This is a genomic window from Arthrobacter sp. D3-18, assembly GCF_054408525.1.
In genome coordinates this window covers 962201-987549 of record NZ_CP096440.1, presented here as the reverse complement: position 1 = coordinate 987549, position 25349 = coordinate 962201, and the positions used below count along the sequence as shown (strand labels likewise).

The 25349-nt window shown below is 61.2% G+C and carries 23 protein-coding genes; 6 read left to right on the top strand and 17 right to left on the bottom strand.

The annotated features are described in order from the left end of the window. Positions 1-196: 196 nt before the first annotated feature. From M1D89_RS06710 to M1D89_RS06695, 4 genes are all read right to left on the bottom strand, one after another. On the bottom strand, positions 197-2110 hold the full coding sequence (locus M1D89_RS06710; RefSeq protein WP_498649159.1) for a carboxypeptidase regulatory-like domain-containing protein: 1914 nt from the start codon (positions 2108-2110) through the stop codon (positions 197-199). A gap of 167 nt (positions 2111-2277) precedes the next feature. Continuing rightward, entirely contained in the window at positions 2278-4464 is a 2187-nt protein-coding gene (locus M1D89_RS06705) for a carboxypeptidase regulatory-like domain-containing protein (RefSeq protein WP_498649157.1), read from the bottom strand. 140 nt (positions 4465-4604) lie between these two features. Then, positions 4605-5588 (bottom strand): glycosyltransferase family 2 protein, encoded by a 984-nt coding sequence (locus M1D89_RS06700; protein WP_498649154.1) that lies wholly within the window; start codon positions 5586-5588, stop codon positions 4605-4607. Between the two features lie 26 nt (positions 5589-5614). Continuing rightward, the gene (locus M1D89_RS06695; protein ID WP_498649152.1) at positions 5615-6349 is read right to left on the bottom strand and encodes a tyrosine-protein phosphatase; all 735 of its coding nucleotides are present in this window, start codon (positions 6347-6349) and stop codon (positions 5615-5617) included. Between the two features lie 142 nt (positions 6350-6491). Here M1D89_RS06695 and M1D89_RS06690 point away from each other — a divergent pair, with 142 nt between their 5' ends. From M1D89_RS06690 to M1D89_RS06665, 6 genes are all read left to right on the top strand, one after another. Further along, positions 6492-7529 (top strand): LacI family DNA-binding transcriptional regulator, encoded by a 1038-nt coding sequence (locus tag M1D89_RS06690; RefSeq protein ID WP_498649149.1) that lies wholly within the window; start codon positions 6492-6494, stop codon positions 7527-7529. 85 nt (positions 7530-7614) lie between these two features. Continuing rightward, positions 7615-8850 carry a sugar ABC transporter substrate-binding protein gene (locus M1D89_RS06685; RefSeq protein WP_498649147.1) on the top strand — a complete coding sequence of 412 codons (1236 nt, stop codon included), beginning with the start codon at positions 7615-7617 and terminating at the stop codon, positions 8848-8850. Between the two features lie 10 nt (positions 8851-8860). Then, positions 8861-9850, top strand: a complete 990-nt coding sequence (locus M1D89_RS06680; RefSeq protein ID WP_498649145.1) for a carbohydrate ABC transporter permease — start codon at positions 8861-8863, stop codon at positions 9848-9850. A 7-nt stretch (positions 9851-9857) separates the two neighbouring features. After that, on the top strand, positions 9858-10715 hold the full coding sequence (locus M1D89_RS06675; RefSeq protein WP_498649143.1) for a carbohydrate ABC transporter permease: 858 nt from the start codon (positions 9858-9860) through the stop codon (positions 10713-10715). 31 nt (positions 10716-10746) lie between these two features. After that, positions 10747-11520: a ThuA domain-containing protein gene (locus M1D89_RS06670; RefSeq protein ID WP_498649141.1), complete on the top strand. Its 774-nt coding sequence runs from the start codon at positions 10747-10749 to the stop codon at positions 11518-11520. Further along, on the top strand, positions 11517-12650 hold the full coding sequence (locus M1D89_RS06665; protein WP_498649138.1) for a Gfo/Idh/MocA family protein: 1134 nt from the start codon (positions 11517-11519) through the stop codon (positions 12648-12650). Before M1D89_RS06670 ends, M1D89_RS06665 begins: the two co-directional genes overlap by 4 nt. Positions 12651-12737: 87 nt before the next feature. Here M1D89_RS06665 and M1D89_RS06660 read toward each other — a convergent pair whose 3' ends face one another. From M1D89_RS06660 to M1D89_RS06600, 13 genes are all read right to left on the bottom strand, one after another. After that, complete coding sequence (locus M1D89_RS06660) at positions 12738-13643, bottom strand: SGNH/GDSL hydrolase family protein (RefSeq protein WP_498649137.1); 906 nt, start codon at positions 13641-13643, stop codon at positions 12738-12740. Between the two features lie 166 nt (positions 13644-13809). Continuing rightward, positions 13810-14406: a GNAT family N-acetyltransferase gene (locus M1D89_RS06655; RefSeq protein WP_498649135.1), complete on the bottom strand. Its 597-nt coding sequence runs from the start codon at positions 14404-14406 to the stop codon at positions 13810-13812. A 28-nt stretch (positions 14407-14434) separates the two neighbouring features. Continuing rightward, positions 14435-15298, bottom strand: a complete 864-nt coding sequence (locus tag M1D89_RS06650) for a 3-hydroxyacyl-CoA dehydrogenase family protein (RefSeq protein WP_498649134.1) — start codon at positions 15296-15298, stop codon at positions 14435-14437. Continuing rightward, complete coding sequence (locus tag M1D89_RS06645; RefSeq protein ID WP_498649132.1) at positions 15295-16134, bottom strand: enoyl-CoA hydratase/isomerase family protein; 840 nt, start codon at positions 16132-16134, stop codon at positions 15295-15297. Before M1D89_RS06645 ends, M1D89_RS06650 begins: the two co-directional genes overlap by 4 nt. Next, positions 16134-17360: a thiolase family protein gene (locus tag M1D89_RS06640; protein WP_498649129.1), complete on the bottom strand. Its 1227-nt coding sequence runs from the start codon at positions 17358-17360 to the stop codon at positions 16134-16136. Before M1D89_RS06640 ends, M1D89_RS06645 begins: the two co-directional genes overlap by 1 nt. Before the next feature lie 142 nt (positions 17361-17502). Continuing rightward, complete coding sequence (locus M1D89_RS06635; protein WP_498649127.1) at positions 17503-18159, bottom strand: pentapeptide repeat-containing protein; 657 nt, start codon at positions 18157-18159, stop codon at positions 17503-17505. After that, entirely contained in the window at positions 18159-18617 is a 459-nt protein-coding gene (locus M1D89_RS06630; RefSeq protein ID WP_498649125.1) for an SRPBCC family protein, read from the bottom strand. Before M1D89_RS06630 ends, M1D89_RS06635 begins: the two co-directional genes overlap by 1 nt. A gap of 274 nt (positions 18618-18891) precedes the next feature. Beyond that, positions 18892-20355: an amino acid permease gene (locus M1D89_RS06625; protein WP_498649123.1), complete on the bottom strand. Its 1464-nt coding sequence runs from the start codon at positions 20353-20355 to the stop codon at positions 18892-18894. 215 nt (positions 20356-20570) lie between these two features. Then, complete coding sequence (locus tag M1D89_RS06620; protein ID WP_498649121.1) at positions 20571-20912, bottom strand: Rieske (2Fe-2S) protein; 342 nt, start codon at positions 20910-20912, stop codon at positions 20571-20573. Continuing rightward, entirely contained in the window at positions 20909-23377 is a 2469-nt protein-coding gene (gene nirB / locus M1D89_RS06615; RefSeq protein ID WP_498649119.1) for a nitrite reductase large subunit NirB, read from the bottom strand. The genes M1D89_RS06620 and nirB overlap by 4 nt, the downstream gene beginning before the upstream one ends. Beyond that, complete coding sequence (locus M1D89_RS06610; RefSeq protein WP_498649117.1) at positions 23377-23724, bottom strand: molybdopterin oxidoreductase; 348 nt, start codon at positions 23722-23724, stop codon at positions 23377-23379. The genes nirB and M1D89_RS06610 overlap by 1 nt, the downstream gene beginning before the upstream one ends. A gap of 188 nt (positions 23725-23912) precedes the next feature. Next, positions 23913-24143 carry a hypothetical protein gene (locus M1D89_RS06605; protein ID WP_498649115.1) on the bottom strand — a complete coding sequence of 77 codons (231 nt, stop codon included), beginning with the start codon at positions 24141-24143 and terminating at the stop codon, positions 23913-23915. A 40-nt stretch (positions 24144-24183) separates the two neighbouring features. Next, on the bottom strand, positions 24184-25305 hold the full coding sequence (locus M1D89_RS06600; protein ID WP_498649113.1) for an ATP-binding cassette domain-containing protein: 1122 nt from the start codon (positions 25303-25305) through the stop codon (positions 24184-24186). Positions 25306-25349: the final 44 nt, after the last annotated feature.

Genomic DNA, 25349 nt, shown 5'->3' with positions numbered 1-25349 from the left:
GCACGTGAAAGCGGCACGGTCACTGTTGACTGGAGCCAACATTACTGACCGGCCGTTCGGTAATATATACAGGGTACAGGAATGGACGGTGGAGTACAGCAGAAATTTTGCTGCTTGGTCCGAACACAACAAAGGGCCGGCCTCCCTGATGGGAGACCGGCCCTTCACTTGTTCAAGCTTGAGGCAAGCAAACTGCCTAGACGGCGCCGAACTTAGCGTCAAAGCGGAACATGAATGCGGCCATCGCATCACGGTTCACGGGCAGCAGCGGCTTGAAGGACTTGCCAGCTGATTCGGTCCAGCCGGTGGAGATGCCCTGAGCTGCGAGCCAGGTGATCTCCTTGTAGAACTGAGCGCCGACAGGAACATCAACGAATGGTGAAGTTGCCGGTGCAGTGAATTCGGGTTGCTCAGCCAAGCGGTACATGAAGGCAGCCATCGCATCACGGTTCACGGGCTGCAGGGGCCGGTAGGTCTTGGTCTTGTCAGCCTCTTCCCAACCCGTGGAGATGCCCTTGTCAGCAAGCCAGGTGATCTCCTTGTAGAACTTGGCGTCCGCGGGGAGGTCAGCGAAGGGAGAAACAGCAGGCGGCGTGAACTCAGGCTCACCCGACAACCTGTACATGAACGCAGCCATGGCGTCACGGTTCACCGGGGTCAGCGGCTGGTAGGTCCTGGACCCATTGGCTTCCCAACCGGTGGAGATTCCTTCGTTGGCCAACCAGAGGATTTCATTCTGGAACTGGGCGCCGAGGGGAACATCGTCAAAGCCCCGGGTACCTTGGGTTGCAGTCGCGTAGCTCAGCGTGCCAAGGTCCGTGTTCTGGCCGACGAAAGAGGAAACGGACCGGGCGTTGGCCTCTGCGAGGACGTTGCCGGAGTAGATCGGCGCGGCCCCCTCGGGTTCAGCGGACACGAAGTAGAGTCCCGTGGTCAGGCCGGTGACCTTGAAGGTCCCGTCCGCTGCGGTGTAGGAGAAGCGGGTGACGAGAGACTCGTCCTTGGTGTAAACGTTGACCCGCACACCCTTCAGGGGCGTACCAGTAGAGCCCAGAACCTTCCCAGTGAGCGTTCCGCCCTGGCGAACGGTTGCGTTGACGCTGGAAACGGCCTGTCCGGCAGCTACAGTCACGGGAGTCGCGTTAGCCGCGCCCCCGGATTCCGGGAGGTTCTTGTACAGCTGGGCCTCGTAATTGGAGATGAATCCGTTGGTCCGGTTGAACTGAACCTTGTACTTGCCCGGCAGCAGGTTCTTCAGCACGTAGGTGGTCTGCGAAGTTTCCATGACCGTAGACGCTGCAACGGTGCCGTCCGGCGCAATGGCAGTGATGCTCATGCCCGGACCACTCATCGTGGGGCCGGGGGCGGGTGCACCCGCGATGGACCCTGCGATAGAGCCAGCCGCAACTGCCGAATCCTGGATGCCAGCGAGCTGCTCCCCGGCCGCAATGGTTATGGACTGAGAACCGCCCGCAGAGACCACACCGCCGTGCCACATGGTGGCCCACTTGTCGCTGTACGACGCGAAGCGAAGCTTGTAGGCTCCGGCCTCCAAACCGCCGATGGTGTAGTTCCCCAAGCTATCGGCACTAATCCACGCCGATCCCACGAACGCATTCTTGGTGAAGTCAGGCCCCGCCTCGAGGCTGACCTGCCCGGTGAAAGCCGGCATACCTGCTGGAACCGAGATCTTGCCGGAAACCATTGCAGCAGGCTTCAGCGTCTGATTGATGCCGGAGGTGGTAGTACCTTCCGAAACGCTGACGAGTGTTTTGGCACCATCCGGAGAGGTTGAGTAATAGGCCCCGACTACCGGAGACGGGGATTCGAAGTACGAGAAATTTACCCAGTGGTTAACCGCGGGAAGTCCACTGACCGTGAAAGTTCCGTCCGAGGCCACACTGGCTGTTTGATAGCCGCCGATTTCCGGGCCGGCGAAGACTGTCACCTTGGTGACATCCACGCCCGCCGGCACCGTGACCGTTCCTGAAATACTGCCTGTAGCTGCTGCAAACGCCGGGGATGCGATCCCGGCAGGCAAGGCACCCAAGAAGAGTGCTGCTAATAAAGTGAGAGCGAGCCGAAAACGGCCGCGAGAATAACCCCTCATGGGTCCCCCATGTTTCATGCGAACGAAGGGGCCGCAAATGGCGGCCCCTCGCGATCCTAGTGCAGAAAACGATTTATTCTAAACGCCGTTGTTATTGGGACTGGCCTAGCCAGAAAAGGTTGGTCGCGAGAGCCCCGGAACCAACCCTTTCTGGTTGATCGGTCAGGCTAAATGGAGCCGAACTTCGTGTTGTAGCGGAACATGAACGCTGCCATCGCGTCCCGGTTCACGGGGAGAAGGGGCTTGAAGGACTTGGTGTTGCCCGATTCAGCCCAACCGGTGGAGATCCCCTGAGCTGCAAGCCACGTGATCTCCTTGTAGAACTCGGCTTCGACGGGCACATCGATGAACGGCGATTCCGTAGGTGGAGTGAACTCAGGCTCGCCAGCCAAGCGGTACAAAAACGCCGCCATCGCATCACGGTTCACAGGCTGCAAGGGACGGTAGGTCTTGGTTTGGTCGGCCTCTTCCCAACCTGTGGAAATGCCCTTGTCCGCTAGCCACGTGATTTCTTTGTAGAACTGCGCCCCCACGGGCAGGTCCGTGAAAGGGGAACCGGTTGGTGCAGCGAAGGCAGGCTTGCCCGATAACCGGTACATGAACGCAGCCATAGCGTCCCGATTAACAGGAGTTAGCGGTCTGTAGATTTTGGCCCCATTCGACTCCCACCCTGTGGAAATCTGCTTGTCAGCCAACCACTGCATTTCATCCTCAAACTGCGCACCGAGCGGAACGTCATCGAAGCCCCGGGTACCCTGCGAAGCGGTGGCGTAGCTCAGTGTTCCGATGTCGGTGTTCTGCCCGGAGAACGTGGAAACGGACCTGGCATTGACCTCGGTGAGAACATTGCCGGAGTAGATGGGACCCGACTCACCAGCAGGTGCAGCCGACACGAAATAGAGCCCCGTTGTTAAACCAGTTACGTTGAATGTGCCGTCCGCCGCCGTTGTCGCGCGACGGGTAACCAGAACCCCATCCTTGGTGTAAACCCGAACAGCCGCATCTTTCAAAGGTGCGCCATTGGCACCCAAAAGTTTGCCTGCTAAGGTTCCGCCGATACGTCTCGCCTGGTTTATGTTCGAGACAGTTTGACCGGGAGCAACCGTAATGGCGGCGGCACTTCCCAGGCCGGCTCCTTCCGGCAGAGCGTTGTAATACTGCCCTTCCTGAGCAGTCCGGTAGCTGTCATGGTCATAGCGATTGAATTGGACTTTGTAGGTCCCGGGAAACAACCCACTGACCGCGTACTCGTTGGGCTCAAGCAAACGTACTGTGTTGACATAGTTCGCCACCGTTCCATCAAGGTTCACGACGTCCACGCTCGGATAGTTGACGTCGCCGTCCGCGAAGCCTCTAATCGTGGCACCTCTCACGGCTGTGTCCGTCAGCCCCTGAATATGCTGCGTACCAGTCAGAGTCAAGGACGGGGCTGCAGATGGATGAGCAACTCCGCCGTGCCACATGGACGCGTAAGTGGCATCGTGGGATTGGAATTCAAGTTTGTAGGACCCCGCTTCAAGTCCCCCAATAATGTAGGCTCCCGCTTTCACATCCGTGCGCCCTGCAGCCTTGGCAAGATCATTGATTGGTCTCGCTAAGACGGTTCCATCAAACCTCGTTGGGCTGAAGAGGGTCCCAGAGATCAATGCAGACTGCTTCAAGACCTGATTTATTCCCGTGGTGGTCAGCCCGTCAACAACCTTGATTCTTGTCGCCTGGTCACCACTGGGAACTCCCGGATAGTGAGTCTCGACAAAAGGTTCGGAGCCAAAAGTCTGCCTGAAAAAGACTACGTACTCACCCGGCGCCAGGGGACCAAGCTCGAAGTTTCCATCGCGGTCAGAAAGGTGGGACCAGTCATTGTCCGCTTCATGATCCCCGTGAACCTCAGCATGTACGACAACATTCCCGGGATTAGTACCTGTCGGCAAAGCGACCTTTCCCTTAATCCTGCCACCAGGGGTCATCGTGTGTTTGATTCCGGCGATCACCTCACCTTGGGCCAGGGCGATCGGGGTAGCGTCTTCAAATTTGAAACCACCGTAATAGGAGGGGATGACCAAATGGGAGAATCCAGAGCTCCTGAAATACAGCCGATATTCATCAGCGTCGAGGCCCTGGATGGTGAACTGGCCAGCAGCGTCTGGCCGGACAGTCTCAGAAAATGATTTACCTTGGGCATAAATGTCAACCGAGGTAACGTTCACCCCCGCGGGCACCGTCACCGTTCCTGAAATACTGCCCGCAGCTGCTGCAAACGCCGGGGATGCGATCCCGGCAGGCAATGCGCCCAAAATGAGTGCTGCTAAAAGTGCGAGTGTGAGCCGAAAACGGCCGCGCGAATTACCCCTCATGGGTCCCCCATGTTCATGCGAACGAAAGGGCCGCTTGGTCAGCGGCCCGCTCGTGATCTTATGGCCTCAACCGGTGCACAGTCGATAGTCGAGGCTCAGATGACGCATGAGGGTGAGAGGCCGTTTCCGCGCGGGAACCGCTAGCCCCGCCTGAACAGCTTCCGCACCAAAAGCATGGGCTTCTTCAAGAACTCCCCCACGCTGGTCCGCACAACCACAGTCTGGTTCAACGCCTCGAGGCGCTCCAGAATATGATCGAGTTTGGCCGCGGAATCGTCCAAGCGTCGCTGCTGAGCAACGATGAGGTCCTCTTGCTCCGACAGCACCCGGGTCAGGTAAAGCATGGTACCGAGTCCGCCTTGGGCGGCTTGGTCGCGGAGGTAATCGTCGCGGACCAACGCATCGTACTGTGCATGTTCAGCAACCTTTGCGAAGATGCTGTTGCTGTGGTGCCCAGCGGATTCCGGACGCTGCGACCAGAAGGCGAGAGGTTCGCCGTCGAGGAATCCTACGCGCGAGTGACTCAGGACGCGGAGGTGGAATTCCCAGTCCCCCACCACGGGAAGGTTCTCGTTGTAATAGCCCACATGGTCGTGAAGATTGCGTCGGTACAGGAAAGAAATAGGGACCGCGCGGTTGATCTTCAGCATGTCCGCCAGCGTTATCTGCCGCATGTCGGCCCAGAAGATTTCACGGCTGATGGGCTCGATCCTGCCCTCCACAAGCTCCTCGATGACGATCTCAGTCCGCACCATCACACCGCTTTCAGCAGCATGCGCGGGATCGTCGAGGTAGGCCACTGTGCGGGCAAGGAACTCGGGGGCCCAAAAGTCGTCGTCGTCATGAATCACCACGAACTCGCCGGAACCGGCCTTGAGACCGGCATTCGATGCCCCCTCCATGCCAGCTGACTCAGCATGGTGAATGGTGGTGATGCGGGACCGTTCCGCTTCCGACCGCTGGGAGGTGAGGTGTTCGACGTCGGCCGGGTTCCCGCCGTCGTTGACTATCACCAGCTCGAAGTCCTGGAAGGTCTGGGCGAAGATGTCATCCAAAGCCCGTGCCAGGAAGATGGGTCGGTTCTTGGTTCGGGTCACGATGGTGACGCGGGCGCCGGAAGTCATGCGGATCCATCCATGTCAGAGATTAGTCAACTCTGCATCTTAGCAGCGTCGGCCACTCCGAGTTTTGCCCGGACGGCGGCCAACTCCGGTCCGGAAACACCGTTCTCTGCCAGGAACCCGGCCGCATCTAGCGACGCAAGGAAGGCCCTCAGACTCTCCCGCCGCTCGGTCAACATCGCCTCCAGAGCGGCGTCGGACAGGTAGGGATCGTGCGTATGCGGTGCCCCGTGGGTGCGGTGACGCTCGTTGATCCCCCGGGCTGCGAGCTCGTATCCGTGCACGATCTCCTCATCCCCAACCCCCGCCAAACGCTGCAGGATCAAAGCGATCACGCCGCTACGGTCCCTTCCCGCGGAGCAGTGAATCACCACCTTGCCGGGCGACGCCGCAATGGCTTTGAAGACCGCTGCGATCTTGTCGGCGAACAGCTCAAGATAATCACCGTACTGCGCAGGGTCCTTCAGGTACGGGCCGAAAAGCTCGCTGAAGTCCCGATGGTCCGGATCTTCCGTTGGGCAATGCACGACGTCGATACGCGCCTTCACGTCGTCCGGCACCTCGGGATCGGTGTCGCGTTGCCGCCGCTCGCGAGAGGCGCGGAGATCGATCACGGTGCGGACGCCGTCGTCGTACATCTGCTGCCACCCGGCTTCCGTGACCCATTCGTGGCGCCCCATCCGGTACACGTCCCCGGCGATCTGCCACGCATTGACGGCGCCGTCCCAGTGGACGCCTTGGTGAGCTGAAGTGGTCCCATCCATAGGAGCCAGCTAAGCACAAAGTTTGGGTATGAGGTCTTGCGGAGGCTGAGTGACCCATGTCATACTCATTCGCGATGCGCATCGACGATACGTATCGACAACCACAGGAACTGTTCAGCAGAGAGCACAAGGAGGTCAAGCCATGCCCACCAGCAAGGACGTTGCCCAAGCCGCCGGAGTAGCTCAAAGCACAGTCTCCTACGTACTGAGTGGCAAGCGGCCGATCTCCGAGAAGACCCGCAAAAAAGTTGAAGACGCTATTCAGCAACTGACGTACCAACCCAACGCCGGCGCTCGAGCCCTTGCCAGCCGCAAGACCCGGGTCATCGGCCTGGTGATCCCCTTCATACCTGAACTGCACATGGCCTCGATCATGGAGTTCGTATCCGTGATCGCCAACACTGCCAGACGTTATGATCACGACATTCTCCTGGTCACAGAGGATGAAGGTGCACCAGGGCTGAAGCGCGTGGTGGGCCAGCAGATCTGCGACGGCCTGATCCTCATGCAGGTTGAAGGGGATGACGAACGTCTCCCCGTGGTTCGCAGCCTTAACGTACCCGTGGTGTTGATCGGAATCCCGCACGACCCCTCCGGCCTGGTCTGCATCGATGCGGACTTTGAAATGGCCGGGGAACAATGCGTCCAAGATTTGTCAGCGGCCGGGCACAGTGTCATTTCTGTGATCGGTTGGCAGCCGGAGGTGGTGGAGCGCCACGTGAATTACGTAGAACGCTTCATGTCCGGCACCGACAAGGCGGCGCGGGATGCCGGCGTCCGCGTACTGCACCTTCCGGGCGGCACCGACCGCGATGTCATCGCCGCCTCTGTTGACAAGGCCTTGGCCGAAACAACAGGAGTTCCGGCTTTCATTGCTCCGGACGGGACTGTCCAGGACGTGCTCCGCCGTGTACTGAACAGCCGCGGCCTGACTCCGGGGGTGGATGTCTCCGTCATCGGCAGCGCCTCCCCCACGCTGGCCGAACTTCAGCCCATTCCGCTTTCCACCATTGACCTCCGTCCGGCAGAAGTTTCCCGCCGCGCAGTGAAGATTATTTGCGACCTCCTCGAAGCCGAGAACCAGGGACCACACGAATCCCTGGAACTGGTACCTACGGTCATTACGCACCGTTCAAGCACGCTCCGCCCACCCCACGGCAGCTTAGTCTTTTCTCTGTAATCACCTGATCCACCTCCCTTTCCGAACTCATCGATACGCATCGTCGATACGCATCGATAGTCCACCCCAGAAGAAGGAACAGACAATGAAGTCAGCACAAAGGACATCCCGTCCGCTTGCAGTGGCAGTGGCCGCCCTGGTCGGCTTACCGCTGGTCGTTTCCGGCTGCGGCACCTCCACCGCCGCGTCGTCGTCCGAGGCGGTCACGGAACTCTCCGTGATGGATTACTACAACAACGAGCCGGACAAGTCGTTCATCGGCGATGCCCTAACCAAGTGCGGCACCCAGCTGGGCGTTACAGTCAAGCGGGAAACTGTCCCCGGAAAATCACTCATTTCCAAAGTCCTCCAGCAGTCCTCCTCCAAGACCCTGCCTGACGTCCTCATGTTGGACAACCCGGATCTCCAGCAAATCGCGGCCACCGGTGCCCTGGCTCCCCTTGCCGATTTCAAAGTCAGCACGGAGAACTTCGCTGAAGGCGTGCTGAGCGCCGGCACGTACAAGGACAAGGTGTACGGCCTGGCACCCACGGTGAACACCATCGCTCTGTTCTACAACAAAGACATTCTGGCCAAGGCCGGCGTCACCCCGCCCACAACGTGGGATGAGCTCAAGGCAGCCTCCGCAAAGCTCACTGCTGGTGACCAGTACGGACTGGCATTCAACGCCAACCCCACCTACGAGGGCACATGGCAGTTCCTTCCTGTCATGTGGTCCAACGGTGGCGATGAAAAGAAGATTGACACCAAGGAGACCGAGCAGGCGCTGCAACTGTGGACCGACCTGGTCAAGAGCGGTTCTGTCTCCTCCTCTGCCCTCAACTGGACCCAGGCTGATGTCAAAGACCAGTTCCTGGCGGGCAAGGCCGCCATGATGGTCAACGGACCGTGGCAGATCCCGGCGTTGGACAAGCAGCCCACGCTTCAGTACGGCGTAGTGAAGATTCCTGTGCGTGAAGCCGGGCAGACGTCCGTGGCTCCGCTCGGCGGCGAGGTATGGACTGTCCCTCAGACCGGGAACAAGGCCCGGCAAGCCAAGGCAGCAGAGATGGTTGCCTGCTTGAACAGCGACGAGAACCAGCTCGCCATGGCTACCGCCCGCAACACCATTCCCTCCAAGACCACACTCTCGGACAAGTTCGCCAGCGACAACCCCAAGCTCGCCACGTTCACCGAGCTGATCAAAACCGCCCGTGCACGCACCGGCCAGCTCGGCGAGGAATGGCCGGCACAGGCCACCAAGATCTACACAGCCATCCAGACATCACTAACGGGCAACGCCTCCCCGGCCGACGCCCTCAAGCAAGCCCAGGGTCAGTAGGCAGCCTGCCATGTCATTAGCTACCGATTTACCTCATTCAGAAGGGCAGGCCGCCGGCACAGCCGTGAAAACCCGCGGCTCAGGGACCGAAAAACCCGCGCCCCGGCGCCGTTCCCGCCAGCGCCGCGAGCGCATCTTCCAGTGGCTCTTCCTGGTCCCCGCAGTGGTCTACATGACGTTGTTCTTCGGGTATCCGGTAGTCAAGAACGTGGTCATGAGCTTCCAGGAGTACACCACCTCCACGTTCTTCACCGGAGAAGCCCCTTGGGTGGGGTTCTCCAACTACGTGACTGTATTGTCGTCGTCGTTGTTCTCAACCTCACTGCTGAACACCGTCTTGTTCACCATCGGCTCCATTGTTGGCCAGTTCGTGATCGGGCTGGCGCTGGCCATCTTCTTCCAGCGCAAGTTCCCGCTCAACGGAATCCTGCGGTCCCTGCTCCTGCTCCCCTGGCTCCTTCCCTTGATCGTTTCCAGTGCCGTGTGGCGATGGATCCTGGATAAAGACAGCGGCGCGCTGAACCGTTTCCTGGGTGACCTCGGCATCATCGATACCGGTATTCCGTTGCTCACCAGCACCTCGCTGGCCCTCATTGCCGTGGTGGGCGTGAACATTTGGATTGGCATCCCGTTCAACCTGACCATCCTCTACGGCGGCCTGCAGGAAATCCCGGACGAGCTGTACGAGGCCGGCTCACTGGACGGCGCCACCGGGTGGAAGGCCTTCCGGCACATCACGTGGCCCATGCTGCGGCCAGTGGTGAGCGTGGTCCTGGTGCTCGGCGTCGTCTACACGCTCAAGGTGCTGGACATCATTCTGGGCCTCACCAACGGCGGGCCCGCCAATTCCACCCAAACCATCGCGACGCAGTCCTACAACCTGTCCTTCCACGAATTCAAGTTCGGTGAAGGTGCGGCCCTGGGCAACGTACTGGTGATCATCTCCCTGGTCTTCGCAGTCCTGTACTTGCGGGCCAGCCGACGCGCAGTGGACGAGTGAGGACAGCATGACGACCGTACTGAAGGCACCCACGCTCCGGCGTAGCGGCCCAAAAACAACGGGACGCAAGAACTGGGGATACACGGCATTGGCCATCTTCTTCCTGGCCATCATGCTGTTCCCCGTCTATTGGATGGTCAACGCCTCCCTGCAACCCAACGGCACCACCTTGGAAACCTCGTGGTTCCCGCTGAAGCCCGACTTCACCGGCTACGCAACAGCCATCAATGAGCAAGCAGGGAACCTGCGAACCAGCCTCATCATTTCGCTGGGCAGTGTGGCGCTGAGCCTGGCCATTGCAGCTCCGGCCGCCTATGCCTTGGCGTACTTCAAGGTCCGCGGCGCAGGTGTGGTCCTGTTCGCGATCCTCATCAGCCAGATGATTCCGGGGATCGTGGTGGCCAACGCCCTCTACACCGCGTACAACGATCTCGGCCTACTCAACTCCATCCCGGGACTGATCCTGGCTGATTCTGCCCACGGAATCCCGTTCGCGATCCTCATCATCCGGGCCTTCATGAACGGCATGCCGGCCTCGGTGATCGAGGCCGCGCGCGTGGATGGTGCAGGCCACCTCCGGGCATTCTGGTCGATTGTGCTCCCGCTCAGCCGGAATTCACTGATCACAGCGGGGCTGTTCACGTTCCTGTTCGCCTGGAGCGACTTCCTCTTCGCACTGACCCTCACCACCACCGAAGCAGTCCGCCCCGTCACCCTGGGCATCTTCCAGTACATCGGCGCCTACGTGAATGACTGGAGTTCTGTCATGGCGACGGCGGTACTCGCGTCTATCCCGGCCATCGTCCTGCTGGTCGCGGCCCAAAAATACATCGCCGCCGGCACCACCGGCGGTGCGGTCAAGTAGACCGCTTTCCACACCTTTCAAGGAGAAAACAATGACTGAGAGCAAGCCCATCCGCGTGACCGTTTGGTCCGAGAATCGCCACGAGAAGCGCGACGAACTGGTAGCCCGCCTCTACCCGGACGGTATGCACGGCGCCGTCAAGGCGGGCATCGAAGAGAACCTGGGTACCGCCGTCGAGGTCCGGACCGCAACACTGGACGAACCCGAGCACGGCCTCACCGAGGAAGTCCTCGCCAACACCGACGTGCTTACTTGGTGGGGGCACATGTCCCATGCAGATGTTGAGGACGAGATCGTAGAACGCGTCCACCGGCATGTCCTGGCCGGAATGGGCCTGATCGTATTGCACTCCGGGCACTGGTCCAAGATCTTCACCAGGCTGATGGGAACGTCATGCACGCTGCGTTGGCGCTCCGAGCAGGATCGCGAACTCGTGTGGACCGTGGACCCCACGCACCCCATCGCCAAGGGCATCCCGCACCCCATCGAGATTCCGCAGCAGGAAATGTACGGCGAATTCTTCGACATCCCTACGCCCGAGGAACTGGTGTTCATCAGCTCGTTCAGCGGCGGCGAAGTCTTCCGTTCGGGCTGCACGTTCCGGCGCGGTCACGGCAAAATCTTCTTCTTCAGCCCAGGCGACCAGGACTACCCCGTCTATCACCACAAGGACGTCCGACGCGTGATCGCCAACGCCGTGGAATGGGCCGTAACCGACCGCCCCGAACGCGCTGTTCCGGAGCTGCTTCGCTACGAAACCAACGACTTCTTCAACGGCAAGAGCTACCAGGGAGCCAACGCGTGAGCACGCCCTTCGCTACCATTCCCGACGACGGTACTCCCCTCCGCGTCGTTGTTGTAGGTGCAGGGGGCATGGGCCGCGCGTGGCTTCGAACGGTGGAATCGTCGCCGTTGGTTGAGCTGGTGGGCATTGTTGATCTCGACCTTACGGCTGCCGCTGAGGCGGCGGCGTCGTTGGGCCGTCCCGATCTGCCGGTCGGTGCCGGCACCGCCCAGTTGGCGTCCGACGTCGGAGCCCAGGCAGTCATCAACGTCACCGTTCCTGCGGCGCATCATCCGGTAACTACCGAAGCGCTGGCCGCGGGCTTGCCGGTCCTCGGTGAAAAGCCGGTTGCTTCAACGGTGGCGCAAGGCCTGTCCTTGGCGGCTGCGGCCGAGCTTCACGGCCAGCTGTTCATGGTCAGCCAGTCCCGGCGTTACAACCGGCACCTGTTTTTGGCCAAGCGCCTGTCCTCCTCCTTGGGTTCCATTGGGATCGTCTCAGCCGAGTTCTTCAAGGCCCCGCACTTCGGCGGTTTCCGGGATGCCATGGATCACCCGCTCCTACTGGATATGGCCATCCACCAGTTCGATATGGCCCGTTTCCTGCTCGACGCCGATCCGGTCTCCGTGTTCTGCGAGGAGTACAACCCATCCTGGAGCTGGTATCGCGGAGATGCAGGTTCCACGGCCATCTTCGAGATGACCGGCGGCGAGCGCTTCGTGTTCACCGGTAGCTGGTGCAGCCCTGGCCAGGAAACCTCGTGGAATGCGTCATGGCGGATCAGCGGGGAGCATGGCACTGTCCTGTGGGACGGCGACAATGAACCGGCCTCCTCTGTTCCCGTTTCCGGCGATACGTCGGGTGCTGAGGATCCTGGCCAGGAAATCGCCGGGTCCTTGCGGGACTTCGTGTCCGCTGTGCGCACGGGAAGCACACCGATGGGACGGGTTCACCAGAACATCATGAGCCTGGCCATGGTGGAAGCCGCCATCCTCAGTGCTTCCACAGGCACCCGCGTTTCCGTGGATTCACTGCTGGAGGACTCGTACCAACAAGCCATCCTGGCCGAACGGGACCCTGAGGTGCTGGAAGTCCTGAAGTCCTGGACCTCGGTTCGGAGTGCCCTTGCGGGGGAAGGAATTCGGCTGTGACCTTGCAGCTGACTGAATGAACGTTGTTGACCCGCTGTTCCGTTGTTGGCCAACAACGGAACAGCGGGTCAACAACGGTCGAGTGGTCTAACGCCTAGCGAGTTGCGAGGGTTTGATGGTGGACAGCAGGGCTGAGGCGTAGGCCTGATGTCCGGCGTCGTTCGGATGGAAGTTCGCGTCCAGAAGCGGCTGGGTCAGGTCGAGCACGATCCACGGATTATCCGAGTTCACCGCATGCCCGAGGAACCGTTTGGTTACATCGATAAACACAGCGTTGGTCCCGCTGCTTTCGACCGCAGCTGCGATGGTTGCATTAAGGGCATCGATAGCTTGATTGACGAGTATTTGGTTCTGGACGGGAACAATTGTGATCCCATTGATCACAATGTCGCCTTGGGACGGCTCAAACAGGCGTGGATAACCAAAAACAGCGATGACAGCATCCGGCGCACTCATCTGGATGGCTTGGTATGTGGTGGCCAGGGCGGTTTGCAGAGTTCCAGTCTGCAGGTTCTGAATGATCGCGGTCACTGTGGCTGCGCAAAGCTGTGTATCCGGAGTAGCGCACGCCTGCAACGCGAGCCCACTTCCGGCATCCACGGCACCAGCGGTGATGCTGACCAGGTCAGCACCCGCCAAGGCCTGCTGGCCCGCGAGGATTTGTTCGCCGACAGTCGGCGTCACGCCGTCATAGAAGGGTGGCACAGGGAACAACACGGCTCCGTGACATGCCAAGTTAGCCACCAGGGTGACTTTCGGCGAAGCGTCAGCAAGGTCGACGTAACCACCTGGGCTTTGCCAACAAGCAACAGGCGGCCTGCTCAAAGCCCCCGCACCGGTCCCCGCCGTGTACGAATCACCGAGTGCCACATACGTCACCGGTGGCGGCGGCGCGGCGGCGGCCGGACTGGCCGTAAATCCTAACGTGAGTGCCAGGGCGGCGAGTCCGCCTGCAAAAGCCAAGTTCCGGCGTCGTGCTCGATGAGTTGCCATGATGCTTCCCCTTCATGCTGCTCTTTGGGGCTCCGGTGACCCATCAAAGGGGTCACTTCGCGGCTCGCCCACCCGTCGGCCGCGTACGGGGCAATGTGTTGGCAAGGTTACGCCTGGCAGGCAACGCGGTACAGACGTCTGGCTACCCTACTTTTGATAACAACAGCTAAGCGCCGTACTTCGCCAGCCGGAATTCCAGGCCGTTGCGCACGGCGGGCCATTCGTGATCGAGGATGGAGAACACCACGGTGTCCCGGAGGGCGCCGTCCTTGCTGCGCGAGTGGCTTCGAAGGACGCCATCCTGTTTGGCACCGAGACGGGCAATGGCTTCGCGGGACTGCTGGTTCATCCAGTGCGTGCAGAATTCAACAGCTACGCAACCAAGCGTTTCGAAGGCGTGCCGCAGGAGCAGCAGCTTCGAATCCGGGTTGGTCCCCGTGCCGTGCGCCGACGCGGCGTTCCACGTGGATCCGATCTCCAAGCGTGGGGTCTGGTGATCGATGTTCATGTAAGTCGTCATTCCTATGAGCTTGCCTGTTGCGTTGGAGCGCGTGGCAAACGGCACCATGGACCCTTTAGCCTGCAAGTCCAGGCGGCGATCGATTTCAGCAGCCATGCCCTCCGGCGTCGGGACGGAGGTGTACCAAAGCTTCCAGAGATCGCCGTCCCGAGCTGCATCCACCAGGCCGTCGTGGTGTTCCTGGCTCAACGGTTCCAGCGTCACGAATTTTCCGGTCAGGGTGATGGGTTCGATAGAAGTCACCCGGTTAGCCTAACCGCACCCCCGGGCTTCAGTCGTTCCAGTCGAAGAAACCTTTGCCCGTCTTACGTCCCAGCTCCCCACGCGCCACTTTATCGCGGAGGATCTGCGGCGGAGCGAAACGGTCGCCCAGCGTGGAGTGAAGGTACTCGGCAATGCCCAACCTGACATCCAAGCCAACAATGTCAGTGGTCTTGAGCGGACCCGTGGGGTGCTTGTAGCCGAGGACCATGGCGGCATCGATGTCTTCCGCCGACGCCACTCCTTCTTCCATCATGCGCATCGCTTCAAGGGCAATTGCGACACCGAGCCTTGAGGACGCAAAGCCGGGAGCGTCATTGACGACGACGGCGGTCTTGCCGAGTGCCTCGGTCCAGCTTTTCGCGGCCTCAGCCAGTTCGGGAGACGTTTCCTTGGCCAGCACCACCTCAATGAGGGTTGACGCAGGCACAGGGTTGAAGAAGTGCAGTCCAACAAAGTTGGCTGGACGGCGAAGTGCGTTGGCGAGCCCAGTGACCGAGAGCGAGGACGTGTTCGAGGCCAGGTAAGCATCGGCGGACAAGTGGTCCTCCACAGCCTTCAGGGCTGTGACTTTGAGGTCGTAGTCCTCAGGCACGGCCTCCACTACGAGGCCGCAGTGGATGAAGGATTCGTAGTCCGTGGAGGTGCTGAAGCGGGACATCGCCTCTTCGGGGGTTTCGCTCAAGGTGCCGCGGGCGGCGGACTTGGCTACGGCATCAGCAACGCGACCCTGTGCTCCGGCCGCTGCCTCGTGATCGCGTTCCACCACGATCACGGTGGCGCCCTTAGTAAGGAATGCATGTGCGATACCAGCACCCATACGGCCGCCGCCAAGGACGCCAACAACGTGCGGGATGGCGGGAACTTCGGTCATTTCCAGGTCCTGTCTTGCGTCGGGGCGGCAGTGGCGGGGGCGGGGGCGGCTGTGTCCGGGACGGCTGTGTCTTGCGAAGCCTTCGCCGATTTCTTGTCCAAGAACGCCTGCATGCGATCGAACTTTGCTTGGGACTCGAAAAGGATCCCCTGGGCTAGTGTGTCGATCAGCGGGTGGGCTTCAGCCGGGGCGTGGAACACCGACTTGGTGATGCGCACTGCCAAGGGATCCTGGCGTCCAATCCTGTCGGCCAATTTGTGCGCTGCATCCATCAGCTCAGGAGCTTCGTGGATCTCCGTGATCAGGCTGATGCGCAGAGCTTCTTCGGCGCGGAGTACGGCACCGGCCAGGAGGATCTCCTTGGCCTTCGGCTCCCCTACCAACTCCTTGAGCCGCCAGCTGGCTCCAGCTGCAGCAAGAATCCCCAGCCCGGTCTCCGGATTACCGATGCGGACGCTCGGAGTACCGATGCGGAAGTCGGCGGCGTATGCGAGCTCGGCTCCCCCGCCAAGGCAGTACCCGTCCAAGGCCGCGATAACGGGCATGGGCAATTTGGCGATGCGGACAAAGATTGTGGAATTGATTCCCTGCAGGGCGTCATCCCGTCGGCGTTCCCGCAGCTGTCCAATGTCAGCACCGGAGGCGAATACGCCCTCGGTCCCGGCAATAATCAGCACCTTAGGATTCCGCTCGAGTTCGGCGCAGACAAGGTGGAGTTCGTCCACCATCGTCTGGTCAATCGCATTACGGACCTCTGGACGGTTCAGCAGAACAGTGAGTCGGTCTTCGCGCTCTTCGAGGAGAAGTGTGGTGAAGTCTTTCGCATTCAGCACCATTACACGCCTTCCAGCAGCATCGCGGTGCCCTGTCCGACACCGATGCACATGGTGGCCAGTCCGAGCTTCGGTCCGGACGATGAAGCGAGCTCGCGCTCCATGCGGCCCAGCAGCGTAATAGCAATGCGGGAGCCGCTGGAACCCAGCGGGTGCCCCAAACTGATGGCGCCGCCGTCGTTGTTTACGATGTCCGGGTTCAGTCCGAGGCGACGCATGCTTGCCAACGATTGGGTAGCGAAGGCTTCGTTGAGTTCCACGGCGCCCAGCTGATCCACGCTGAGTCCGGCGCGTGCCAGGACCTTTTGCGTGGCAGGGACCGGGCCAATGCCCATGATTTCGGGTTCGCATCCTGCAGAGGCTCCGTCGATGATGCGGGCACGGGGCGTCAGGCCGAACTTCTTGATGGCGGCTTCAGAAGCGACGATGATGGCTGAGGCGCCGTCGTTGAGCGTTGATGAGTTGCCGGCAGTGACCACGGATCCTCCGGGGACGACGGGCCGCAGTCCGGCCAAAACGTCCATGGTGGTGCCTTCGCGGGGGCCTTCATCAGTGTCCACCACGGTCTCCGACTTTCGGGTCTTCACCGTGACAGGGACAATCTCATCCTTGAACCGGCCACCGGCGATGGCGGCCAGCGCAAGCTCGTGGGAGCGGACAGCAAAGGCGTCAGCGTCCTCGCGGGAGATGTTGTCCACGCGGCCTACTTCCTCCGCCGTTTCAGGCATGGAGTAGGTCATTTTGCCGTCGCGGGAAAGCTCGCCCTTGGTGAAGAGCGGATTGGCGAAGCGCCAGCCGATGGACGTATCGAAAATCTGGCCAGGCTTGGCGAACGCTGTGGTCGGCTTCTCCTGCACCCAAGGCGCCCGGCTCATGGATTCAACGCCACCCGCCACCACGATGTCCGCAGCTCCGGACTTGATCATGTGGCTGGCCATGATGATCGCGCTGAGGCCAGAGGCGCACAGGCGGTTTACTGTGATGCCGGGGATGTGAAGGGGAAGTCCGGCCAGAAGGGTGGCCATGCGGGCCACGTTCCGGTTTTCCTCGCCCGCGCCGTTGGCATTGCCGAGGATTACCTCATCTATGGAGTCAGGATCGACGCCGGCACGCGCCACCGCTTCCCGGACCACCAATGCTGCGAGATCGTCCGGGCGGACGGAGGACAGTGCCCCACCGTAACGACCTACAGGCGTACGCGCGCCGCCAACAAGAAAAGCCTCGACCATGAGAACATCCTTCGCGAAGTGAAAGGGACCGGTTCGGAATAATATACCGACCGTTCGTTCTATAAAGATTACACGGCCCGGCGGGCCGGTCAACAGCTGACCCCTCAGTTACGGAGCAGCGGAGACCGGCCCCAAGCCCGGATCAGACCACCCGGATCCCCAAGTGGCCAGCCAGTAGCGGCGCCATGAGGCTCAGCTGATAGTCATCAATCACCACTCCTGCGAGGCCTGCCAGACCGTTAATTCCACGGAATTCCGACGTGCGCAGATCTACGTCCTTCAGCTTGGCGCCGGTAACATCCAGCGTCCCAATGGTGCAGTTCTTCAATGCCAACCGCGTTCCCGTGCAGCCGCCCAGGTCGAGCTCGTTGATGATGCAATCGGAGATCTGAAGATCCATGAGCTTGGAGCCGCGCAGATTCACATAGTCCAGCTTCCCGCCGTCGATACGGACGGAGCGCCAGTTCCCCTCATAAAGTTCGGCAGACCCCCACCGTGGATTGGTGATCTCCACATCCTGCCAGGAAGTCCGGGCGGCCATGAAGACGGGAGCATACGGCTCCGAAAAGATGCACTCGCGGAACGTTGCCCCCCGCAGCTGCGCCTCATTGAAGGAGACACCGTTCAGCTCACATTCAATGAAATCCGCACCGCTCAGTTCCTCTCCGTCGGCAGAAACCCGGGTGAGCCGGACGCCGTCGTACCGTTCGCCACGCTGGAAGTCCGGGGCGTCGTCGTCACGCAATTCGTCCAACCGCACAGGCGAAATCTTGGGTGCCGCTACCTTCGCTGCCGCCATCAGAGCGATTCCGCTTTGGCTGCGATCTCAGCCAAGTCTTTGCTGAGGGCTTTGCGGGTCATGTTCATCCCGATCTTCCCGAACAGGGCCATGCCCACCTTGCTGATGAGCGAGGGGTTGATCATCTCTGCGCCGAAGTTCAGCGTCAGATCTGTGCCGCCGTCGCGCTCGTTCAAGGTAAAACGGGTGGTGTAGTCCGCGCCACCTTGAAGCGCCTTGACCGTAGTGCTGCGCGGAGGGTCAGTCTCGGAAACCCACATCTCAACAGTCTCCTGCTTACCCATCATGGTCCGGGTTTCCTTCCAGCGGGTGCCCTCACCATAAGGGCCCTCACTGAGCATCTGGATTGAGTCGATGCCGGAGAGCGTGCCGGCCGAGCCGGGAATGTCCGAGATGACGGCCCAAACCTTCTCCGGCCTTGCGTTGACGTGCTGCGTCAGGGTGGTGGTGTGTTCCATACATCGAGCCTAGACCCGACCCCCGACACTCCCAACCGGGGTGCTCGTTGCGAGGCCCACTCTGCACGACTCACCCCGCCCATAAGGTGCAAAGCAGACCTCACAACGCGAGGGGTGCTCGTTGCGAGGCCCACTCTGCACGACTCACCCCCCGCATAAAGCGCAAAGCAGGCCCCACAACGCCACGGCCCCACAACGCAAACGGCGCGCGCCCCCATAGGGAGGCACGCACCGTCGGACGTTTGAAGCGTTTGAAGCGTTTGAAACTTGAGCCTTAGCTGAACAGCTCGCTCTTGGGTTCGTTGTTCTTGACCTTCTGCCATCCGAGCCACAGCACCAGGGCGAAGAACGGAATGGTCGCGAGGGTCCACAGGCCAAGTAGGAAGACCTCGCCGGTTTCCTTGTCGGTTATGGAATCGAAGCCGATCAGCACGGTGATGGCCAGCAGGGCGATGAGACCCACCCAGCTTGTCCACGGCGAACCGGGCATCGGCAGGCTGGAGACGTTGCCGCGCTTCTTCCGGAGGGCGATCTGGCTCGCGAAGATGGAGCCCCATGTGAAGATCACGCCGATGGATGCCGTGTTCAGCGCGAGGTCGAACGCGTGCGAGCCACCCAGCCAGATGTTGAGCAGGATACCTACGAGGTAGACGCCGCCGATCGCCAGGATGGCCGCGTACGGCACGTGGCGTGTGGACATCTTGGTGAGCCACTGCGGGGCGTGGCCATTGTTGGCCATGGTGCGGAAGATACGGCCGATCGAGTACAGGCCCGAGTTGCAGGAGGACAGCGCGGCGGTGATGACGATCATGTTCATGACGTCGCCCATCCAGCCGAGGCCCATTTGCCCGAACACGGTAACGAACGGCGAGGTGCCGGCAACGTACTGGTCTGACGGCAGCAGCATCGCGAGCAGCGTCACCGAACCGACGTAGAAAACCACAATACGGACCACGACGGCGCGGATCGCCTTGGGGACTTCGCGTTCCGGGTTTTCCATCTCGCCGGCTGTAATACCGACAAGCTCAATGGCGTTGTAGGCGAAGATCACGGCGTTGAGGACCAGGATCATCACCAGGCCACCCTTGGGGAACATGCCGCCGTCTTCGTGGAAGAGGTTGGCCACGGACGCGTTGCCATCGCCTACCTTGGCGTTGGTGACAACCATGAACGTGCCAACGGCGAGGAAGATTACGATGGCCGCGACCTTGAGGCAGGAGGCCCAGAATTCGAACTCACCGAACGCCTTGACGCTGAACAAGTTCACGGCCACCAGCAGCACCAACGCTGCGATGGCGGAGAGTTCAATGGGCACATTGGGGAAGAAGAACTGGAAGTACAGGCCGATCGCGATGAGCTCAGCGATGCCTGTCATGGCCCAGTTGATGAAGTACATCCACCCGGAGAGGAAGGCGCCCTTCTTGCCGAACATTTCACCTGCGTAGCTCACGAAGGAGCCGGAGGTCTGGCGGTACATGATGAGTTCGCCGAGGGCGCGCATCAGCAGGTAAGCGATGACGCCGGCAATGGCGTAGGAGAAGATCAGGGCCGGGCCGGTGGAGGCCAGACGGCCACCGGCGCCCATGAACAGGCCGACGCCGATAGCGCCACCCATGGCGATCATGGTGACGTGGCGGCGGCTCAGGGTCTTCTGATATCCCTCGGCGCTGAGGTTGGAACCGACGGCCGTGGATGGAGCCGACGGGTTCTGGAGATCTGTGGGAGTACTTTGCGGCACAGCTGTTCCTTGTGGGTTGGGGTGTTGCTGTAGGTGTTACGCCAGTGCCGGAACACGGGCGGCTTTGGCACACATAATTCGAGCTTTTCCCTGTTAGAGGGTCCGAAGTGTGACAAAGAACGCAGAACGCCGAAGCTTCGCGCAACCCGTCTATCTTACGGGATTAACCCCAATGCCCGTGACGCAGGCAACAAGGGCTTGTGGAAAAGCGCCTCTCAGGCCCGTGTCAGCACGATGTTCCCGGCCTCATCTGCGAAGACTTCGTATGACCGCAAGGGCTTGGCGCCGGTGGTGGAACATCCGCTTTCCAGCTGGAAGGCGTGTTGGTGAAGGGGACAGATGACCACGTTGTGGTCGATGGTGCCGTCGGCGATCGGGCCGCCCTTGTGGGGGCAGACACCCGAGACTGCCCGCAACGACCCGTCCCGTAACCTGAACACCGCCACCTGCTCGCCGTCCACTCCGAAGGCCCTGCCCTCCCCGAACGGAATTTGGTCAACAGGCCCTAAGACGCGTTGAACGTTCGGTTCGACGGCGGGCACGGACTGGGCGCTCATCGGACAGGCACCTGAGGCAGCACGGTCAACGGCAGGGAGGTCCGGAACTGCCCGGGCGTGAGTGGATCGTCGCGTTCGCTCCAAGGATCGGCATAGGCATCCACCGAAGCTTGCATGGCCGCGTCCAACCGCCCGGCGATCCCTTCGGAGTCGTCCAGAATGACTCTGCGAAGGTGTTCGATGCCTACCCGGGGCACAAAGGCGTAGGTCCGTTCCAGCCAGTTGGCGTTCTCCCTGTAGTACTGCATGAACCGGCCCGCCAGAAGGGTAACCTCTTCGGGTGTATCCACGGTGGCCAATAGGTCTCCCTTGCGGATGTGGGCGCCTGCTGCTCCGCCCACATAGATCTCCCACCGGCCACCTTCCACCGCCACTACACCGACGTCCTTGACCAGCGACTCCGCACAATTGCGCGGACAGCCCGAGACCGCGAGTTTCAGCTTGGCCGGTGCCTCAATTCCTTGGAAACGGGACTCCAATCCAATTCCCAAGCCGGTTGAGTCACCAGTTCCAAACCGGCAATAATCCTTGCCAACACAGGTCTTGACGGTCCTGAAGCTCTTGCCATAGGCATATCCGGACGGCATGTCCAGATCAGCCCAGACCTGGGGAAGGTCCTCCTTGGGCACCCCCAGCAGGTCGATTCGTTGCCCGCCCGTCAGCTTGATCATGGGAATACTGTGTTTCTCCGCGACGTCGGCAATCCTCCGGAGCTGTTGCACCGACGTCACTCCGCCTTTCATCTGCGGGACCACGGAGAACGTGCCGTCGCGCTGGATGTTGGCGTGCACGCGGTCGTTGATGAAACGGGCATCGCGTTCGTCAACGTACTGATCCGCCAGCATCATTTTCAGGAGGGACGCAAGGGCCATCTTCGATCTAGCGTCCTCAAGCCTTCCCGGAGCGAGAGCGGCAAACACTTGGGAAACGGACCGGAGCCCTCGCGCCCGGATCTCAGCCATCAAAGCCGCCTTATCCAGCGGAATTCCTGGTACGTAATAGCTCGCTGCCGGATCTTCCTCCACAGCCCCACCCGCGGCCCATTCCACCACCTGGCTGACCATGAGCTTGCACGAGCCGCAGCCTTTTCCGGCCCGGGTGGCGTCCATGGCCGCCGACATCGAGGTGCAGCCACCCTTCACCGCAGCAACAAGAGCCCCTTTGGAAACCCCATTGCAGTTGCAGACCTGCGTACTGTCAGCCAGCTCGGCCACGCTCTCCTCTGCACCCGGTGAGCCGAGATCGAACATCAGCGAGAGCCGCTCCTCCGGGAGGGGCAAGCCCTGATCAAAAGCCTGGGTCAGGTAGGCCACCTTCCGGCTATCCCCCAGCAACGTGGCACCCACCATTTTGTTGTCGCGGATGACGATCGACTTGAACACCCCTCGGCTGGGTTCCGAAAACACGATATGTTCATCCGTCTCCCGCTCCGGCCCGGCAAGCCCCATGGAGGCAACATCGACACCGGCCACCTTCAGTTTGGTGGCGGTCCGGGAGCCCAGGTACACCGATGAACGATCCACCCCGGTGACCTGATCGGCCAGCACGGCGGCCTGCTCCCACAATGGCGCCACCAGTCCGTACACCTCGCCGCGATGCTGAACGCACTCCCCTACCGCGAAGATGTCATCTTCATCCATGACGCGCAGATGGTCGTCCACCACAATGCCCCGCTCCACGGCTAAGCCACTCACGACGGCGACATCAACGTTTGGTCTGATGCCTGCGGTAACCACCACCATGTCGCAGTCGAACTCGCGTTGATCGCGCAGACGCACCCCGGTGATTCGCTCCGCACCAAGGACCGCCGTGGTCCGGCTTCCCGTATGCACTTCGATGCCCAGCGCCTCGACGCTCCGCCGCAGTATTGCTCCGCCGTCGGGCCCCAATTGCGCATTCATGAGATACCCACCTGAGTGGACCACCGCAACGTCCAAGCCGTTGGCCTGCAAGCCGTGGGCGGCTTCAAGCCCGAGCAAGCCGCCGCCGATCACCACTGCCCGGCTATGGCGCTCGTTGTGGGCGAACTGAATCATCTTCCGGGTATCGTCCAAGGTCCTGAACGTGAAGACACCGTGCCTGACCGCGCCACTGGGGGCATAGGCACCCTCCATGGGCGGCACGTGCGAGCGGCTTCCGGTCGCGATGATCAGATCGTCGTAGGGTTCCACACGGCCGTCGGCGGCAAAGACGTGCTTGCTGAACTTGTCGATGCGGTCCACCAGGACACCCGCATGCAGCGTGATGTTGTTCTGCTTGTACCAAGTAAGAGCGTTGAGGAAAATGTCCGCATCGCTCTCCTCACCGGACAGAACATGGCTGAGCATGATCCGGTTGTAATTGCCATAGGGTTCGTCGCCAAACATGGTGATGTCGAAGAGGTCCGCGCCGCCCCTGGCCAGGATTTCCTCCACGGCCCGGGCGCCAGCCATTCCATTGCCGATGACCACAAGCCGCCGGCGCATCAGTGTTCCACCATCCCGAGGTCCACCACAACGCAACCCCTGAGGCCTGCAGGTGCCACGATGAACAGCTCGATCACCGATCCACCTTCAGTGTCTTCAACAACCCTCAGCGGAATATGGACATCGCTTTTGGCCCCGATGGGGAAGTAACGCATGGGCACGCCGTCGCGCATGAGGACCACGGTGATGAGCTCGGGACTGGAATTGCCGCCGCGGAAGTACAGCGTCTGGTTCACGACGCCGTCCGGGACAAAGTGCGCCAGCTCGCTGTGGAGGGGGACTGGCTTTTCCATGCCGATGCCTTCGAACGGGTAGATGCCCTGCAGGAAGAGATTCTGGATGATCACGGAAGTTCCTTTCGGCCGGCTTCCTTCCATGGTGCTCCGCCCGTGTTACGGGACACCTGCCGCCGTGTTTCGGCCTGCATGACAGGCAGTAACGATCGCTTTGCGGACGCCTCACCTAGCGGCCCACCAGGGCGCCTCACCGGGGCGCCTCACCGGGGCGCCTCACCGGGCAGGGGCAACGGCCCGTGCTACAGCAATTCGCCGCCCTGCATCCCGTAGCGGACCCAATGTCCGCCCGTACCGACCGGGCCGCGGCGGTGCTCGACGGCGACATCGGCACGGGCACAGCTGTCGAACCACCCTCCCAGCGCGCGGTCGTGGCTCACGATCACCAAGGTCCCCTCGAATGAAGCGAGCGCTGCCTCCAACTGTTCCACCAGCACCGGCGCCAAGTGGTTGGTGGGCTCGTCCACGATCATGGTGTCGTAGCCGCCCAGAAGGAGCCGGGCAAGGGCGAGCCTACGCTGCTGCCCGGCTGAAAGACCTCCGACGGGAACGTGGAACTGCGCTGATGCCGTGAGCTTCCAGCGCGGGTTCGGACGCCGCCAAAGCTGTAACTCCCAGCGGTGCTGCGAGTTTCAGCGGCACGGGCGGCCGGTCCACCGGATTGTCCTCGAGCCTGCGGAGCCTCTCTTGCGCATTGCGGACCTTGCTGGCCGCCGCCCGCTGCCACGTTCCCGCTTTGAAGTCGAAACCCATTTTGTCGTTGTCGCGTTTGCGGCCGTAACCCATACCGTCTGCAACGGTGGCGGCTTGGAGTCGTTCAGCGGCCATGGCATCGAGCCATTGCTCGTACTCCTGAATCCACCGGGCGCGTTCGGCGGCCTTCTCCCGGAGGTAGCCTTCGTAACCGTTGCCGTAACGGTTCACTGATCGGCGGTCAGCGTCCACCTCGATGATGGTGGTGGCAACCTTCCGCAGCAGGACACGGTCATGCGAGACCACCACCACGGTTCCGCGGTGCGAAGCCAGCCGTGATTCCAGCCAGGCAGTGCCACTTGCATCCAGATGGTTGGTGGGCTCATCCAGGAGCAACGCTTCGGCTGGATCGGCCAGCAAGCACGCGAGCGCTACCCGCTCCTGCTCGCCTCCGGACAAAGATCCAAGCGTTCGACGGCGGTCCAGGCCACCCAGCCCCAGCTTGTCCAGCGCTGCTTCCACCCGGGACTCGGCGGCGTAGCCCTCACGGAGTTGGTATTCGGTTTGCAGGCTTCCGTAGAGCTCGAGTTCTTCGGGGTCGGCATCGGCCAAGCCAGCTTCAAGTTCCAGGATGCGCGCTTCCAAGGCACGTAGGGAAGACAAGGAAGTGTCTATGGCATCTCCCACAGTCAGGGACTCAGGGAAACCGTGCGTTTGCGCGAGGTAACCCACGCGGTAGCCGGAGTTGCCGGCTAAACCTGCTGTGCCGTCGTCGGGCGCTTCAACACCCGCCATGAGCCGGAGCAGAGTGGATTTGCCGGCACCGTTTTCGCCGACGATCGCCACATGTTCGCCGTGGTGGATGGCGAGGTCGACGGCGTGGAAAAGTTCGCGGTCCCCGTAGCTGTGGGAAACGGCGGATAGGTAAAGGTGGTCAGTCAAGAGGAATCCTCGCAGGTCCGCAGTGGGTGGCAGAAAGCCGTGTG